We start from the raw sequence: 15,707 nt of genomic DNA on the forward strand, positions 1-15,707 counted from the left end.
CGAACGGCACACGGACCAGGGCCGATTGTCAGTGGTCGCCTCTACGGTCGTTCCCATGGCACACGGAGTGCCGCATCGGGAGGGAGACCCATGTACCGGCAAGGAGACGTACTGATCGTGTCGCTGGCCGAGGACGCGGTGCCGGAGTACGCGCTCGACGCGGCGTCCGAACCGCGTGACGGCCGGGGCAGACTCGTCCTGGCCCTCGGTGAAGTCACCGGCCACGCCCATGCGGTGGCCGGTCCGGGACGGCTGATCCGCGAGGCCGGCGTGTTCGGGCCGATGCTGCTGCACGTGCCCGAGGGCGCGCGTGTCGTGCACGAGGAGCACGCGGCGATCCCCCTGCCGAAGGGCTGGTACCGGGTGATCCGGCAGCGGGAGTACATCCCGGGTTCGGTGCGCGTCGTCGCCGACTGACACACCGGGACACACGGGCGAAGCGTAGGACCGGGCGGCACGGGGATGCGGCCTGGCACGGCACTTGGAGAGGAACGGCGTTGACGGATCAGGGCAGTTGGCGGACGGCGGCAGCGGCGACGGGACCGGGTGACCGGGCGGCGGCCGAGAGGGGCGTCCGGCTCGCGTACCGGCGTGCCGGACTGCCGGAACCGGACCGCGTCCTGTGGACGCGTTCGCCCCGCGAGGCCGTACAGGTGCTCATGGCCGCTCACGCGGACGGCTCGGCGCTGGGCCCCCTCGGCGCCGGTGTCCGCGACGCCGTGCTGGGCGCGCCCTGGGCGGCCGAACGGGAGCGGCTGCACGCGGAGTTGGGCCCGGAGCGGTGGAGCGGGCACTGGCGGGCCACCGGAGCGGGCCTGTGGGACTCGACCCGCATGCTGGTCGACCGGGTGCGGGCTGGAGTGGTCGAGGAACTCGCCGCCGACCGGCAGCAGGAGGCTCAGGTCCGCCTGCTGCTCCTGGACGCCGCGCTGGGACAGCACGACGCGGCTTGGCTGTGCGCGTTCGAGCCGGACGTCGACAGTCCCCTGGCGGGCCTGGCCGCCGTGGCACGTGAAGCGGGCTGGTGGTGGCCCTACGAGAAGACGGCGATCGTCAGTGAACGCCCCCTGACCCTGCACCGCGACGAGGCGGGCCGCCTGGACCGCGGCGACGGCCCGGCCCTCGGCTACTCGGACGGGTTCGAGCTGTACGCCTGGCGTGGCATGCCGGTGCCGCGGGACTTCCTGGACGAGCTGACCGCACTGACCCCGGAGCGGATCCGCGGCGAGGAGAACGCCGAACTCCGGCGCGTGATGCTGGAGTTCTACGGCTACGACCGGTACCTGGACGAGTCCGGCGCGAAGCCCGTCCACCGTGACGAGACCGGGGTGCTGTGGCGGGTCGAACTCGTCGGCGACGAGGACGTGGTGATGGTCGAGGTTGTCAACTCCACACCCGAGCCCGACGGTACGAGCCGTACGTACTGGCTGCGGGTGCCGCCGACGACCCGCACCGCCCGCGAGGGTGTGGCCTGGACGTTCGGCCTCGGCGCAGACGTGTACGAGCCGTTGCGGCAGACCTGACCGCGGTGAAACCGAGCGTCAGGCCTGCTTCAGCTTCCCGAGCTGGGCCGAGACCAGTTCCGCCGGTACCTCGGCGGCCGAACCGGTGCCGCTCACCGCGTAGAACATGACGACTGTGGCGCCGCTGCGGACGACCACGAAGGCGTCCGGGGAGTCGCCCTGGGTCTGCAGGCCGAAGGCGACGGCGTCGTCGCCCACGTCGGGTGCGGTGGCCGGCTTGGCGGTGGTCCGGGCGGGGACGCCGCCCTCGTAGGCGGTGCAGTCCTTCAGGGCGGTGCGCAGGCCGTCGAGGACGCCTTCGGCGTCCGGCTGGTCGTAGGCCATCAGACCGATGGTGGTGGCGGAGCCGGCCGACGAGCCGGCGGTGGCGTAGGCGAGGAGACCGTGGAACTGCTTCGGGGCAGGCTTGGGGGACGCTGTGCGCATGTCCTCCAGCGGCTGGCAGACCGCGGGACGGGCGGTGCCGCCGCCGGCGGGCTTGGCGGGGAAGTCGGTGATCTGGAAGCCGTCCACCTCGGTGCCGGACAGTGCCGCGGACTTCAGCTCGGCCGCGTCGAGCGGGTCGGCGGCAGCCTCCGGCTCCGGTGCGGACGCGGACGCCGAGGTGGCTGTGGACGCGGGCGCGGAAACGGACGGGGCCCCCGATGGGGAGGCCTTCGCGTCGGAATCGTCACCGCCGCCGCCACCGCATCCGGTCACGAGCACCGCTGTGCAGAGAAGCGCTGCCAACTTGGCCTGTCTTATGGGCACTTGGTGACTCCCTGATCTCGATTCCGACCGAATGGATCAGCATTGCTTCATACGTGTGGTGATGGGGAGATTTTGCCGACACGTGATCTTTGGGCGGGGCCGGCGCTCAGGGCACCTGTACCGGTGTGGTCTCCAGGAGTTCGCCGGCCATCCGGCGGGCGGGTGCCTCCGTCTGTCGCGCGATGCGGTGGAAGGTCTCCTGGGCCGAGCGCGCCGGCCAGTCGGGAGGCAGATGGCCGGCGGGCAGCCTCGGGTCCGTGCGGATGGTGTCGAGCCATTCGCTGATCACCCGTAGCCGGACACCGAGCGGGTCGTCGGCGCCGCTGCCGGGCCAGCCGGACCAGCGCTGCTCGAACTCGGCGTACCGGGCGCCCACGCCGGCCAGGTCCCAGGTGTCCCGGATCATCAGACCGATGTCGGTGGCGTCGTCGGCCCTGGCGTGGAAGATCTTGACGTGGGCGGCCAGGCCGAGTTCGGAGACGAGCGCGGAGGCGTCGATGTCACCGGGCGCGATCCACAGCCCGCTGTACAGGGCGCCGAAACCCGACCAGGTGAGCCGGGAGCGCAGATCGTGCCGCTGGCGCTGCCAGGACTCGGGGAGTGAGAAGCCGAGCAGCGTCCAGGTGCCGTCCCAGTCGTCGTTGACGGCGTCGGTCTGCCAGAGGCGCCGTTTTCCGTCCAGGAGGATCTCGGCCGTCTGCTCGGTCAGGCCGAAGTACATCCTGCGCCCATGGCGCTGACGCCGCAGCAGACCCCGGTTGACCATGCGGGTGAGGGTGGACCTGACCGCGTGCTCCCCGACTCCGGCGCGGGCGAGGACGTCGATGATGCTGCCCGAGTAGACGTGTCCGAGCTCCTCCTCCAGAACGTAACTGCCGAACAGGGCGAACATGAGTGACTGGGGGCGCGGCTGCGGTCCGGCGGGAGTTTCCTCGGCGGCCTGGGTGATCTCGTCGTGCACGTCGGAAAGGGTACGGCCGACCGGTAGATCCCCGGCGTCAGGGGGGACGGACGAGGTCACGTGGATGTCGGGCCGACGGGGCCGCGGAATGTCATGCGGGGCTGCACAGACGGAACTCCCTTTTGGCTGAGCCTCGTTGGCAAAGCCGCGCTCGTCGAAGTTGTCGGGGCCTCTCTTGTCCTGAGTACTGACAGCGCGAACATAGGTGTGTACATTGCGGCCGTCAAGAAAGTGCACAACATTTGGGTCGCAGGTCCGCGCGACCCCTTCCGTCACGTCGGGGCGTCCCCTCCCCGTTCACCGTTGATTCCGTCAGGAGAGGCCCATGAAGAGGCGTGTTCTCGGGCTTGCGGCAGTAGTGATCACGGTCGTCGGCGCGGCCGGATGCGGGTCGTCGGACCCGGCAGGCGGTGGTTCGTCGGCCTCGGGCGGCGGCACCACGAAGGTCAAGGTCGGCATCATCCCCATCATCGATGTCGCCCCGCTCTACCTGGGCCAGAAGAAGGGGTTCTTCAGCAGCAGGGGCATCGACCTGGAGATGGTGCCCGCCCAGGGCGGCGCGGCGATCATCCCGGGTGTGGTGAGCGACCAGTTCCAGTTCGGGTTCAGCAACACCACGTCGCTGATGATCGCCCAGGTCAAGGGCGTACCGATCAAGTCCGTGGTCAACGGCGCGGCCTCCAACGGCAAGGTCGGGGCGGACGTCACCGGGGTGGCCGTCAAGAAGGACAGCCCCGTCAAGTCGGCCAAGGACCTCGCCGGGCGAACGGTCGCCGTCAACACCCTGCAGAACATCGGGTCCACCACGGTGCGTGAGTCGGTGCGGCTGGCCGGTGGCGACCCGTCGAAGGTCAAGTTCGTCGAAATGCCGTTCGATCAGATGCCGGCCGCACTGGACGGCGGGCGGGTGGACGCTGCCTGGATGGGTGACCCCGCGATGACGATCGCCAAGGCACAGGGGGCCCGCGTGGTGGCCTCGCCGTTCGCCGAGACGGACCCCAAGCTCACCGTGGCGACCTACTTCACCTCCACTCAGCTCGCGAAGCAGAAGCCCGACCTGGTCAAGAAGTTCGCCGCCGCCATGAGCGAGTCGCTCCAGTACGCCACCGACCACCCAGACGAGGCACGCCAGATCCTCACCACGTACACGAAGATCGGCGGCGATGTCCTGAACAAGCTCACGCTGCCCGCCTGGCCTGCGGAGATCGACATGGCGTCCCTGCAGAAGCTGGCCTCCCTGGGTGAGACGGACGGCCTGTTCGACGGCAAGAAGCCCGACCTGAACGCCCTCTTCTCATGACCCGCGTCGCCGCCACCGCCGATGCGACGGGCCCCGCCGGGATCTCCGCCCGGCGGCTGCCGCAGCGGGCCGTCGCTCCGCTGCGCGGGCTCGCCGGACTGGCCGGGCTCGTCGCGGTGATCGAGGTGCTGCCGCACACCGGCCTGGTGTCCGCCGACTATCTGCCACCGGCCTCGGTGACCGTCCGGGCACTGTGGGCGCTGCTCGCCGAACAGACGTTCTGGACCGCGCTCGGTGACACCCTCACCGGCTGGGGTCTGGGCCTGGCCATCTCCGTCGTGGCGGGCGTGGCGGCCGGGCTCGTCATCGGCTCCGTACCCGCCCTGCGCGCGGTCACCGCCTCCACCATCGAGTTCCTGCGCCCCATCCCGTCCGTCGCCCTGATCCCCGTCGCCGTCCTGCTCTACGGCGCCGACCTCAGGTCCAAGCTGCTGCTCGTCGTGTACGCGGCCTTCTGGCAGGTGATCGTCCAGGTACTGGCCGGCATCCAGGACGTCGACCCGGTCGCCGACGACACCGCCCGCAGCTATCAGCTCGGCACCTGGGGACGGCTGCGCCACGTCATGTGGCCAACCGCCCTGCCGTACGTGATGACAGGTGTACGGCTGGCCGCCACCGTGGCGCTCATCCTCGCCGTCACCGCCGAACTCGTCATCGGCGCACCCGGTCTCGGCCAGGAGATCGCCGTCGCACAGACGTCCGGAGCAGTGCCACAGGTCTACGCTCTCGTCCTGGTGACCGGACTGCTCGGCGTCGCCGTCAACCTGGTGGCGCGGGCGGTCGAGCGACGGGCACTGCACTGGCACCAGTCCGTACGCACGGAGGTGGCCGGATGACCGTCCTCAGCGTCCTGCGGCGCGCCCTGCTTCTGCTGGGCCTGCCCGCCGTCCTCTTCGCCGTGTGGTGGTACGCCACCGCCGACAGCACCGACTTCTACGTGCCGCCGCTGTCCAGCATCCTGGAAGCCTTCGGCAAGGTCTGGACGGGGGAGCGGCTGCTGTCCGACGTCGTCCCGAGTCTGCTGCGCCTCACGGCCGGTTACCTCATCGCCGTGGCCGCCGGAGTGGGACTCGGCCTGCTGGTCGGTATGCGACGAGCCGTACGAGACGTCCTGGAACCGGTCCTCGAACTCTTCCGGGCCATCCCGCCGCCCGTACTCGTGCCGGTGATCATGCTGTTCGCGGGTATCGGCGACACCATGAAGGTGATCGTCATCGTCAGTGGATGCGTGTGGCCGATCCTGCTCAACACCGTCGAGGGCGTCCGCGCCGTGGACGAGGTGCTCAGCGACACCTGCCGGTCCTACGGCATCACCGGTGCCGCCCGTCTGCGGCATCTGGTGCTCCGCGCGGCGAGCCCGCAGATCGTGACGGGCATGCGCCAGGCGCTGTCGATCGGGATCATCCTCATGGTCATCAGCGAGATGTTCGCCGCCAGCAACGGCCTCGGCTTCACGATCGTGCAGTTCCAACGCTCGTTCGCCATCCCCGAGATGTGGAGCGGCGTCCTGCTGCTCGGCATCCTCGGCTTCCTGCTGTCCCTGCTCTTCCGGATCGCCGAGAACCGGGTCCTGGCCTGGTACCACGGCCTGCGCCGCGCCCAGCGCAACCCCTGAAACGGAGCCGTCGATGCTCGACGTACGCAACCTGCGGAAGATCTACACCGGACGGAACCGCAACGTCGAAGCCGTTCGGAACCTGACGTTCCACATCGATGCCGGTGAACTCGTCTGCCTGGTCGGCCCCTCCGGATGCGGCAAGACCACGCTGCTGAAGTGCATGGCGGGACTGCTCGAACCCACCGACGGCGAAGTACTCCTGGACGGACGCCCGGTCGTGGGGCCCCCGCCCGGAATGGCGGTCGTCTTCCAGGAGTACGGCCGCTCGCTGTTCGCCTGGATGAACGTCCGCGACAACGTCGCTCTGCCTCTGCGCCGCAAGAAGCTCGGCAAGGCGCGGACGGCGGAACTGGTGGACCACGCGCTGGAGGTGGTCGGCCTGGCCGACGCCCACCAGGCCTACCCGTGGCAGCTGTCGGGCGGTATGCAGCAGCGCGTCGCCATCGCCCGGGCCATCGCCTTCGAACCGAAGGTCCTGCTCATGGACGAGCCCTTCGCGGCCGTCGACGCCCAGACCCGGGCCGAACTGGAGGACCTTATCCGGCAGTTGTGGCGGGACCTCGGCGTCACCGTCCTGTTCGTCACCCACGACATCGACGAGGCCGTCTACCTCGGTCAGCGCACCGTCATCCTGTCCAAGTCGCCGACCGTCGTGCAGGAGGACGTCACCATCGATCTCCCCGACGAACGCGACCAGTTGCACACCCGCTCCAGCCCCCGCTTCGCCGAACTGCGCGCCCATGTCTACGAACAGATCCAGCGGGCAAAACACCACAGCGGCGACACGGACGACCAGGTCGTGGACCAGGCACCCGGGCCGGCGTTGCAGAAGACCGAGCACTGAACAGCCCCTGGGGGAGCGGGACATGGAGCAGCCGACCGGGATCGAGGAGCTGGCGCAACGCGTCGCTCTGGTCGACGCGGCTGTCCGGCCCATCGCGAACCGGCCGGTGGACGTCAACGATCCCGACTGGGTGACAAGGATGCGGCAGGGGCCGGCGCCACTGGACGAAGCGGGTGTGCGGGCGGAGGCCGAGTCGGCGTTGCGGGCCCTCATCGCCCTCTACGCACAGGGCGACGAGGCGCTTCGCGTGTCCGTCCGCGCGCTCCTCTCCCGGCACCCCTCCTTCCGTTGGGCCACCCATCTGCCCTTCGAACCCACCCCCGAAGGCTTCCGGCAGAGCCTGCTGCACATGTCCGCCGTCGACCAGGGCTCCGACACGCGCGACGAACTTCTCGCGCTGCGCGATCTGTGCGCGGACGCGCGGACGGCGGGGGTCGACCTCGGACCGATCCTGCGCGAGGTGGCGGAACTGTCCAGCCGCGAGGACAAGTACGGGATGGGGTCCATGCGGGACATCCTGCTCGGCGTGGCCAACCCCTGACAGTGTGAAGGCCTGGCTTCACCCCGTCGGCAGGGCGACCGGTTGTCCCGTGCGCAGCGACTCGTAGGCGGCCAGCACGATCCGCAGGGTGCGCAGGCCCGCCTCGCCGTCGGGGGACGGTCGCCGTCCCGTGCGTACGGCGTCGAGGAACTCGTCGAGCATCGCGGCGTCCAGATCCGCCCCGCCCGCCTCCCAACGGCCGCGGCCGGTGGTGGAGTCGAAGCCGCCGAGCAGCGGGGGGAAGGCGTCGAACTCCACGATCGCCTTCTCGGCGACGCAGGTCATGGCGAGCCCGCCCCAGGTCGGATGGTTCGGCGGATGACTCCAGCTGGCGTCCACCGCGGTGACCAGCCCGCTGGGGTACCGGATGGTGACCAGGCCCGCGGTCTCGACGGCCGGCTCGGGGCCGCCGTCGTCCAGGACGCGGTTCGCCTGGGCGTAGACCTCCGCCGCCTGTTCGCCGTCCAGCAGCGCGTCGACGAGGTCGGCGACATGGACGGTGTGGTCGGCCAGCGCTCCGCCGCCCGACAGCTCGGGTTCGGCGAACCAGGGGTGCGAAAGGGCCGGGTTCGAGCCGTTGTTGGCGCCGTGGACGCTGATCAGCCCGCCGAGGAAGCCGTCGGCAAGGGCGCGGCGCAGGGCGGTGAACGCGGGGCTGAACCGTACGGGATAGGCCGTCATCAGCCGTACCCCGGCCTTCGCGCAGGCGTCGATCATGGCCTGCGCGTCGGCCTCCGTGGTCGCGAGGGGCTTCTCGCACAGCACATGTGCCCCGGTCGCGGCGGCCCGTTCGACCAGGTGCCGGTGGCGGGCGTTCTCGCTGGTGACCACGACGGCGTCGGGGCGTCGGGCGAACACCTCGTCCCAGGTGTCGACGTAGTCCGCGTTCAGCCGTTCGGCGAGGCGCCGGCCGCGGGTGGGGTCGCCGGGTGGGGCCTCGGGGTCCGCGGTGATCAGTTCGATGCCCTCGCGGTCGCGCAGCAGCCCGATGTAGGCGGCGGCGTGCAGATGGGCGAAGGACAGTACGGCGACTCTCACTGGTCGATTCCCTCCGTGGAGACGGTGGTGGGGAGCGGGGCGAGTTCCACTGCCCGCCCGGTACGGGCCGACTCGGCCGCCGCTTCGGCGATACGGACGGCCGCCACACCGTCGCGGCCGCTCACCCGGGGTTCCGGACCGCCCGCGAACGCCTCGGTGAACTCACGGATCTGGGTGAGGTAGGGCGACTCCCCGAAGTCCCCGGCCGGTATGCCCTGCGCCGGACCGCCGGACGTGCCGCCGGTGATCCGCAGGTCGAGGTGGGCCTGGGAGTCGTGCTGGACGGTGCCGCCGGTGCCCGCCACATGGAACGTCGTGCGGAACGGTGTCGCCGGCGGCCCCCACACCCCCACGACCTGCGTGATGGTGCCGCCCGCGTGGGTGAGCACGGCAGTACCGGTGGCGACCGCGCCTTCCGGGGCCGGCGCGGTGAGATGGCCCTGCTGCGACGCGTGGACCCGGACGACGTCGCCGAAGAGCCAGCGGGCGATGTCCATGTCGTGGATCATCTGGTCCGTCAGAATCCCGCCGGAGCGGGCCGGATCGGCGAACCAGCCGCTCCAGGTGGGATAGCGGCCGGTCCGGGTGAACCGGGCGACCGCCACCCGGCCCAGGCCGCCCCCGGCGACCAGGTCGCGCAGCCGGGCGTAGGCGGGGAAGAAGCGCACGACATGGCCCGGGTACAGCCGCACCCCGGCCGCCTCCGCCGCGTCAGCCATTTCCTCGGCTTCGGCGGCGCCGAGCGCGAGCGGCTTCTCGCACAGGACATGGGCCCCGGCCGCGACGGCGGCCAGTGTGATCTCCCGGTGGCTGTCGGTCGGCGTGCACACGTCCACCACACCGGCGCCGGTGATCGCCTCACGCAGGGTGCCCACCGATGTCGCGCCGAACTCGCGGGCCAGGGCGGGGGCCTGGCCGTCGGGCGCGTAGATGCGTACCCGCGCGCCGAGGGCCGTCCACGCGGGCAGATGAGTGCGGGCGATGCCGCCCGCGCCGATCAGCGCGACTTCGAGTTCTGCCATGGAAATCTCCGACCTCCTGTGCGTTCGTTCACGGGTGCGGTCAGCCTTTGAGGGCGCCGCTGAGCACGCCACTGATGAAGTGCCGCTGGAAGAACAGGTAGACGAGCACCACCGGGGCGATCACGATCAGGGTGGCGGCGGCGAGCAGCGGCACGTCGACGCCGAACTGCCCGGTGAAGAAGCCCAGTCCGGCGGGTGCCGTACGGCGTGCCGGGTCCTGGATCAGGATGAGCGGGAGCAGGAACTGGTTCCAGCTCCAGACGAAGTACAGGACGCCCAGGGTGGTCACCGCGGGGCGGGAGCTGGGCAGCAGGATCCGCCACAGCGTCGCCCACGACGAGGCACCGTCCAGCCGTGCCGCCTCGATGAGGCTGCGGGGCATGGTCGCGAAGTGGGCGCGCATCCAGAACACCCCGAACGGCATGAACGCGCCGATCTCCGCGAGGGCCAGCCCCGGCACCGTGTTCGTCAGCCCCACGGCCCGCAGGTCGTAGTAGAGGGGGATGACGGTGCCCTCGGTGGGGATGGACAGGCCGAGCAGCAGATACGCGTAGAACCGTCCCCGGCCGGGAACGTCCAGGGTCGCCAGCGCGTACCCGGCCAGCGTCGCGCACACCACCGCGGCCGGCACCACGCACACCGCGATCACCACACTCGACCGCAGCAGCGTGCCGAACCCCGCCGCGGACCACGCGCGGGAGAAGTTCTCCAGATGCAGCCCGTCCGGCAGGGCGAAGCCGGTCAGCGGCGCGCCCGCCGGCTGCAGTGCCGCGAGCAGCAGGGAGGCGAACGGCACGAGTACGGCGGCCATGAACACCGCGAGGACGACGGGCGCGGTGAAGCGTCCCGCGACCGCTCTCGCCGGCGAGGTCGCTGAGATCACTGTGGTCACGGTGCCTCCCTGGACAGCCGGTTGATCACCAGGACAGCGACGGAGATGACGGCCGTCAGGACGATCGCCAGCGCGCTGGCCACCCCGACGGCGCCACCCCCGAAGGCCAGCCGGTAGATGAGGATCCCGGGGACGACGGTGCTGTTGCCCGGGCCTCCTCCGGTGGTGATGTAGATGAGGTCGAAGCTGGACAGGGCCGCGATCACGGTGATGGACAGCGCGACCGCGAACTCCGGTCGCAGCAGAGGGACGGTGATCGACACGAACTCGCGTACCGGGCCCGCTCCGTCCATCCGCGCCGCCTCGTAGATCTCCTGGTCGATGCGCTGGGTCCCGGACAGGAACAGCACCATGCACAGGCCCGAGACGACCCAGGTTCCGATCAGTCCGACGGCCGGCAGCGCCCAGGTGAAGCTGCCCAGCCAGGCGTCGGCGAGAGAGCCCAGACCGAGCGCCCGCAGTCCCTGGTTGAGGATGCCGTCCTCGGCGTACACCCAGCGCCACAGGATGCCGACCGCGACCAGCGGGATGACCTGGGGCAGGAACAGCACCGTGCGGACCAGACCGGTACCCCGGCGCCCTGCCCGCCGGGACACGATCGCCGCCGCGACCAGGCCCACGCAGATCGGCAGCACGGAGAAGAACAGGATCAGTGCGCCGGCATGCCAGGCGGCGGCGCGCAGTTGGGGGTCGGCGGCGATACGGCGGTAGTTGTCGAGGCCGACGAAGGACGGGAGGGTCACGCCGTCCCAGTCGAACAGTGAGAGGTAGGCGGTGTGCAGGGTCGGCAGCACGGCGAAGAGCGTGTAGGGCAGCAGGGCCGGAAGCAGGTACAGCAACGCCACGGCCCGTCGTCGGCGGCGGTCGGAGCGGGCCGTACGAAGGCCTCGGCGCGGGGCGTGCTCCGCGCCGCGCTCCGTCGGAGGCGGGGTGAGGGAGGCGAGGGCGGGACCGGCCGGTCGGGGGTCGGCCGGTCGAGGGTCGGCAGTGGTCATTTGTGGTAGTTCTCGTAGTCCGTCTGGAGCCCGGCCAGGAACTTCTCCGGGGTGGCCTTCCCGCCGACGAGGAGCTGCAGCTGGGTGGTGAGCGTGTCGCCCATCGTCGGGCTGGAGGAGTTCTGGATGAACGGCTGCAGACCGGCGTCCTTGACGACCGTCTGCCAGCCTTGCTGGACATCGGCGAGGAGCCCGCTCTGGCTCGGCATGGCGCCCGCGTCGGGAGCCATGAAGCCCGCCTTGGCGGTGACGGCGGCGGCCTGCGCACTGGCGGCGAAGTCGAGGAACGCGGCGGCCGCGGCCGCGTTGCGGGACTTGCTGGACACGCAGTAGTAGACCCCGGCGCCGGTGGTGCGTACCTTCCCGCCGGCGGTGACGGGCGGCATGTTGAAGTACCCGGCCCGCTCGCCCAGTCCCTTGGCCACCGCGGCCGCCGCCCAGTTGCCGCTGATCCTGAAGACACCCTCGCCCTTGGCGAACGAGGCGGTGGCGTCGTTGTCGCTGACGCCGTTGACCTTCGCCGTGACGTACCCCTTGTCGACCCACCGCAGCAGCGTCTCGGCCGCCGTCTTCGCCTCCGGCAGCACGATGGTTGCGCCCTTGTGACCGTAGGCCCAGGCCTCGCGGTCCTTCGGTGCCAGGTAGGCCGACAGCAGCACGTTGAAGGGGTGGTTGAGACCGCCGTCGAGATTGCCGGCGACGAGCGCGGTCTCACCGGCCGCCCTGGCCTTGGCGAACAGGGCCTCCAACTCCTCCAGCGTGGCCGGGGGGACGGTCAGGCCCAGTTTCTTGGCCTTGGTCCTGTTGTAGTAGACGCCTTCGAACGACAGGCCCGCGCCCACCCCGTAGAGGTCACCGGTCCCGACGGTCTTGCCGTCCGTGGTGAGGGTGATCTGGTCCAGGCCGGGGAACTTCCCCGCCCAGCCGTACGCCTTGCCGTACTCGCCGACCTTGAGGAGCAGTCGTCCGGGGACGAGGTTCTGCATGCCCGAGGTGAACTGGGCGATGTCGGGAGCGCTGTCGGCGGACATGGTCGTGTTGATGCTCTTGAGGTAGTCGTCCCAGCCGGTGTACTGGCGCTTGACGCTGATGTTGGGGTGCTTCTCGCGGAAGGCCGCGATCAGGCCCGGGGTCATGGTGGTGTCGTCGGCGTCGGCGACCACCAGTGTGATCTTGTCGGCCGGTACGGCCGTCGAGACGGGACCGGTGCTGCTCTTGTCGGACGACGAGGCGCCCGGGGTCAGATCGCTGCAGGCGGTGAGTGCCGCGGCGCCGAGCGCGCCGGTGGCCGTGAGGAACGTACGTCTGGACAGGGACGACGGGCTGGGGCTCATGAGGTCTCCTGGGCATGACAGGACAGACATGACGGGACTGTGGGGAGCCGGGGAAGCGGGCGCGAGGGGAGAAGGGAGCAAGAGGAGAGCCGAGAGGGCGCGAGGGGAGGAGGCGCCCTGGTTCGATAACGCAGTTGCGTTTTATAATCGGAGTGGCTCCGGCATGCGTCAAGGAGTCATGGCTGGATTGTTATCGTCGGGGCGGTCCGCGCCGGTCCCGTTGTGCCGCTTCACAGGAGGTTGATCATTGGCCACGTCCAGGGACCGTTCCCCGTCCACGGCCCCCGCCCCGCAGGTGTGGTGGCCGCTCGGAGGACTGCCGCAGCCACTCTCCCCGGGGCGTGAACTGCCCGCGGTGGTGGGCGTCGCGGACCTGCGGGCCACGAACGCGGCAGCGGTTCTCGCCGCCGTCCGCTCGACGGACCCGCACCCCCGGCTCGCCGCGCTGGCCGAGGCAACGAAGCTTTCCCGCCCCACAGTTGAGGCGATTGTCGAGGAACTGACCGACTGCGGCCTCATCGAGGTCGCCCCCGCCGTCTCCGCCCGGGGCCAGCGGTCGCCCGGGCGCCCGGCCCGCCGGTTCCGCTTCCGCCCGCACGCGGGTTTCGTCGTCGGCGTGGACGTACGGGCCCGGTCGGTGAGCGCCTGTCTGGCCGACCTCGACGGCCGGACGGTGGCCGTCGAACGCCGGGCGGTCCGCGCGGACCTGGGCGGCCAAGCCCGCGCCCGCGCGGTGACCGCGGTGGTACAGCGCGCCATTGAGGGCTCGGGAGCCGACGCCCGGCGGGTGTGGGCCGCGACCGTGGGCACCCCCGGCCTGGTGAACCGGGGCAACACCCGAATCCGTCAGGCCGACAACCTCAAGGGCTGGGCCGAGGCGGACATCGTCACCGTTCTCGGCGACACCCTCGGCTGCCCGGTGGCCGTCGAGAACGACGCCAACCTCGCCGCACTCGGGGAACAGTGGCGCGGAGTCGGCGGCGCCGCCGACGAAATGGTCTTCGTCCTGCTCGGTGAACGCCTCGGCGCCGGAGTCATCACCGGCGGGCGCCTGCTGCGCGGACACCGCGGCGCGGCCGGGGAGATCGGCTTCATCCGCTTCCCCGGCAGCACCTCCTCGCAACCCGGCCTCGAACCCCTGGTACCGGCCGGCGCCGCCCCGGACCGCGCGGGCGCCGACATCGTCCGGGGCGCCGCCGCCGGGGACCCGGAAGCGGTCGCCGGCGTCACCTCGTACGGGCGGAGGCTGGCCGCCGGCATCGCCCCCGTGCTGCTGGCCCTCGATCCGGCGCTGGTCGTGCTCGGTACCAGCCTCTTTCCGGTGCCCGGCCTGCTGCCGGCGGCGGAACTCCTCCTGAAGGCCGCCGAGGAGGAAGCCGGCAGTCTCCTCGTCGACCTGCCCCAGTGGCGGCTGTCCGCCCTGGGCGACGAGGCCGTGATCACCGGCGCGGTACGGTTCGCCCTCTCCTCCGTCGAAGAGGTGCTCCGCACCCGGCCCACCAGCCTTCCGTCCCAGGGCGGCGCGGGCCGACTCCCGGGCGTGGAGACAGGATCAGAGCTCTCGTAGGACTGCGACCCCACGGGCCACCGGAAGCCTGCCTGCCGCCGCGTCGCGTGCGGGCCCGGTGCTCGACGGCTGACCGGCATCCCCTCACACGCGGTGCTCCAACCGCCGTGCGGGCGACCGTGCCTGATGTGCGGCAACGGCCATGACGACGACGGCGATCAGGACGAGGCCGGCGCCGACGTAGAGCGGCGCCGTGTAGCCGAGGCCCGCGGTGATGGCCAGGCCGCCGAGCCAGGCGCCCAGGGCGTTGCCGACGTTGGACGCCGACACATTGGCACCGGCGGCCAGCGCGGCTCCATGGGCGTGGTCGGTGACGCGAGTGATCAGGCCGGGGACACTGGCGAACCCGGTGACTCCCATCAGGAACACCAGTACAACCGACGCGGCGGAGCTGGTGGCCAGCAGTCCGAACAGGGCCAGGGTGACGGTGAGTCCGAGCAGGGAAAGGACCAGCGTACGGTCGCGGTCCAGGTCGGCGGCCCGGCCACCCACCAGGTTCCCGACGACCAGGCCGACGCCGTACACCATCAGCAGCCAGGCGACGTCCGACGACGAGAAGCCGCCGACCTCGGTGAACGTGTAGGCGATATAGGTGAACGCGCCGAACATGCCGCCGTAGCCGAGCGCGGTGGCCGTCAGCGTGAGCCAGACCTGCCAGGAGCGGAACGTACGGAACTGGGCCCGCAGACCGCTGGGCGGCACCTGCTCCGAACGGTCCGTCACCTCCGACGGCCGGGGCTCACCGGCCGGGCCCGGTACGAGGGTGACGATGCCGGCCAGCGCGAGCAGGCCGATCGCGGTGACCGCCCAGAAGGCCGCCCGCCAGCCCCAGCGTTCACCGACGAGTGCGCCGAACGGCACGCCCAGCACGTTCGCCACCGTCAGCCCGGCGAACATGACCGCCACCGCCCGGGACTTCCTCTCCGGCGCGACCAGACCGCGTGCGACCAGCGAGCCGATACCGAAGAACGAACCGTGGCACAACGCGGCGACGATCCGGCCGAACATCATCACCTCATAGGTGAGCGCCACCGCGGAGAGCAGATTGCCGATGACGAACAACGTCAGAAGGCCGACCAGCACCTGTTTGCGGGGCAGCCGGGCCGTCGCAGCGGTCAGCGCGATCGCGCCGACCGCGACACTGAGCGCGTACCCGGAGATCAGCCGGCCGGCGACAGCCTCCGACACGTCGAAACTCGACGCCACCTGCGGCAGCAGCCCGGCGATCAGGAACTCGGTCAGCCCGATACCGAAACCGCCCAGGGCCAGCGCGATCAGTCCACTCGGCATCCGTCGCATCCCTCCACCCTTACTCCCGGCGG

16 protein-coding genes are annotated in these 15,707 nt (G+C 70.9%); 8 read left to right on the top strand and 8 right to left on the bottom strand.

Annotated features, from left to right (window positions below; translation table 11 throughout):
- The first annotated feature begins 90 nt into the window (after positions 1-90).
- Together OG241_RS49125 and OG241_RS49130 are read left to right on the top strand one after the other, a co-directional pair.
- Complete coding sequence (locus OG241_RS49125) at positions 91-417, top strand: hypothetical protein (protein ID WP_405825601.1); 327 nt, start codon at positions 91-93, stop codon at positions 415-417.
- 80 nt (positions 418-497) lie between these two features.
- Positions 498-1,523: a DUF6745 domain-containing protein gene (locus OG241_RS49130; RefSeq protein WP_405825603.1), complete on the top strand. Its 1,026-nt coding sequence runs from the start codon at positions 498-500 to the stop codon at positions 1,521-1,523.
- An 18-nt stretch (positions 1,524-1,541) separates the two neighbouring features.
- Here the strand turns inward: OG241_RS49130 and OG241_RS49135 are convergent, their stop codons facing one another.
- Together OG241_RS49135 and OG241_RS49140 are read right to left on the bottom strand one after the other, a co-directional pair.
- The gene (locus OG241_RS49135; RefSeq protein ID WP_405825605.1) at positions 1,542-2,273 is read right to left on the bottom strand and encodes a hypothetical protein; all 732 of its coding nucleotides are present in this window, start codon (positions 2,271-2,273) and stop codon (positions 1,542-1,544) included.
- Positions 2,274-2,379: 106 nt separating this feature from the next.
- Positions 2,380-3,234, bottom strand: coding sequence for a PaaX family transcriptional regulator C-terminal domain-containing protein (locus tag OG241_RS49140; protein WP_405825607.1), 855 nt, complete (start codon positions 3,232-3,234; stop codon positions 2,380-2,382).
- Between the two features lie 325 nt (positions 3,235-3,559).
- Between OG241_RS49140 and OG241_RS49145 the strand changes: the two genes are divergently transcribed.
- Genes OG241_RS49145 through OG241_RS49165 form a run of 5 tightly spaced genes read left to right on the top strand, consistent with a single transcriptional unit; the run spans position 3,560 to position 7,537 of the window.
- Positions 3,560-4,534 (top strand): ABC transporter substrate-binding protein, encoded by a 975-nt coding sequence (locus tag OG241_RS49145; RefSeq protein ID WP_405825609.1) that lies wholly within the window; start codon positions 3,560-3,562, stop codon positions 4,532-4,534.
- Entirely contained in the window at positions 4,531-5,370 is an 840-nt protein-coding gene (locus OG241_RS49150) for an ABC transporter permease (protein WP_405825611.1), read from the top strand. Before OG241_RS49145 ends, OG241_RS49150 begins: the two co-directional genes overlap by 4 nt.
- Positions 5,367-6,149 carry an ABC transporter permease gene (locus OG241_RS49155; RefSeq protein ID WP_405825613.1) on the top strand — a complete coding sequence of 261 codons (783 nt, stop codon included), beginning with the start codon at positions 5,367-5,369 and terminating at the stop codon, positions 6,147-6,149. Before OG241_RS49150 ends, OG241_RS49155 begins: the two co-directional genes overlap by 4 nt.
- A 13-nt stretch (positions 6,150-6,162) precedes the next feature.
- Positions 6,163-6,996: an ABC transporter ATP-binding protein gene (locus tag OG241_RS49160; RefSeq protein WP_405825615.1), complete on the top strand. Its 834-nt coding sequence runs from the start codon at positions 6,163-6,165 to the stop codon at positions 6,994-6,996.
- Positions 6,997-7,018: 22 nt separating this feature from the next.
- Positions 7,019-7,537, top strand: coding sequence for a hypothetical protein (locus tag OG241_RS49165; protein WP_405825617.1), 519 nt, complete (start codon positions 7,019-7,021; stop codon positions 7,535-7,537).
- A gap of 18 nt (positions 7,538-7,555) precedes the next feature.
- Here the strand turns inward: OG241_RS49165 and OG241_RS49170 are convergent, their stop codons facing one another.
- From OG241_RS49170 to OG241_RS49190, 5 genes are read right to left on the bottom strand one after another with little or no spacing between them, the layout of a single operon-like run.
- Positions 7,556-8,575 carry a Gfo/Idh/MocA family protein gene (locus OG241_RS49170; protein ID WP_405825618.1) on the bottom strand — a complete coding sequence of 340 codons (1,020 nt, stop codon included), beginning with the start codon at positions 8,573-8,575 and terminating at the stop codon, positions 7,556-7,558.
- Entirely contained in the window at positions 8,572-9,597 is a 1,026-nt protein-coding gene (locus tag OG241_RS49175; RefSeq protein ID WP_405825620.1) for a Gfo/Idh/MocA family protein, read from the bottom strand. The genes OG241_RS49170 and OG241_RS49175 overlap by 4 nt, the downstream gene beginning before the upstream one ends.
- A 40-nt stretch (positions 9,598-9,637) precedes the next feature.
- Entirely contained in the window at positions 9,638-10,489 is an 852-nt protein-coding gene (locus tag OG241_RS49180) for a carbohydrate ABC transporter permease (RefSeq protein ID WP_405825622.1), read from the bottom strand.
- Entirely contained in the window at positions 10,486-11,484 is a 999-nt protein-coding gene (locus OG241_RS49185) for a carbohydrate ABC transporter permease (protein ID WP_405825624.1), read from the bottom strand. Before OG241_RS49185 ends, OG241_RS49180 begins: the two co-directional genes overlap by 4 nt.
- Complete coding sequence (locus OG241_RS49190; protein WP_405825626.1) at positions 11,481-12,818, bottom strand: ABC transporter substrate-binding protein; 1,338 nt, start codon at positions 12,816-12,818, stop codon at positions 11,481-11,483. The genes OG241_RS49185 and OG241_RS49190 overlap by 4 nt, the downstream gene beginning before the upstream one ends.
- Positions 12,819-13,065: 247 nt before the next feature.
- On the opposite strand from OG241_RS49190, the gene OG241_RS49195 reads away from it, so the two are divergent.
- Positions 13,066-14,385 carry an ROK family protein gene (locus OG241_RS49195; protein ID WP_405825628.1) on the top strand — a complete coding sequence of 440 codons (1,320 nt, stop codon included), beginning with the start codon at positions 13,066-13,068 and terminating at the stop codon, positions 14,383-14,385.
- A gap of 84 nt (positions 14,386-14,469) precedes the next feature.
- Here OG241_RS49195 and OG241_RS49200 read toward each other — a convergent pair whose 3' ends face one another.
- Positions 14,470-15,675, bottom strand: a complete 1,206-nt coding sequence (locus OG241_RS49200; protein ID WP_405825630.1) for an MFS transporter — start codon at positions 15,673-15,675, stop codon at positions 14,470-14,472.
- Positions 15,676-15,707 lie beyond the last annotated feature (32 nt).

The organism is Streptomyces sp. NBC_01390, assembly GCF_045040105.1.
In the GTDB taxonomy this organism is placed as follows: domain Bacteria; phylum Actinomycetota; class Actinomycetes; order Streptomycetales; family Streptomycetaceae; genus Streptomyces.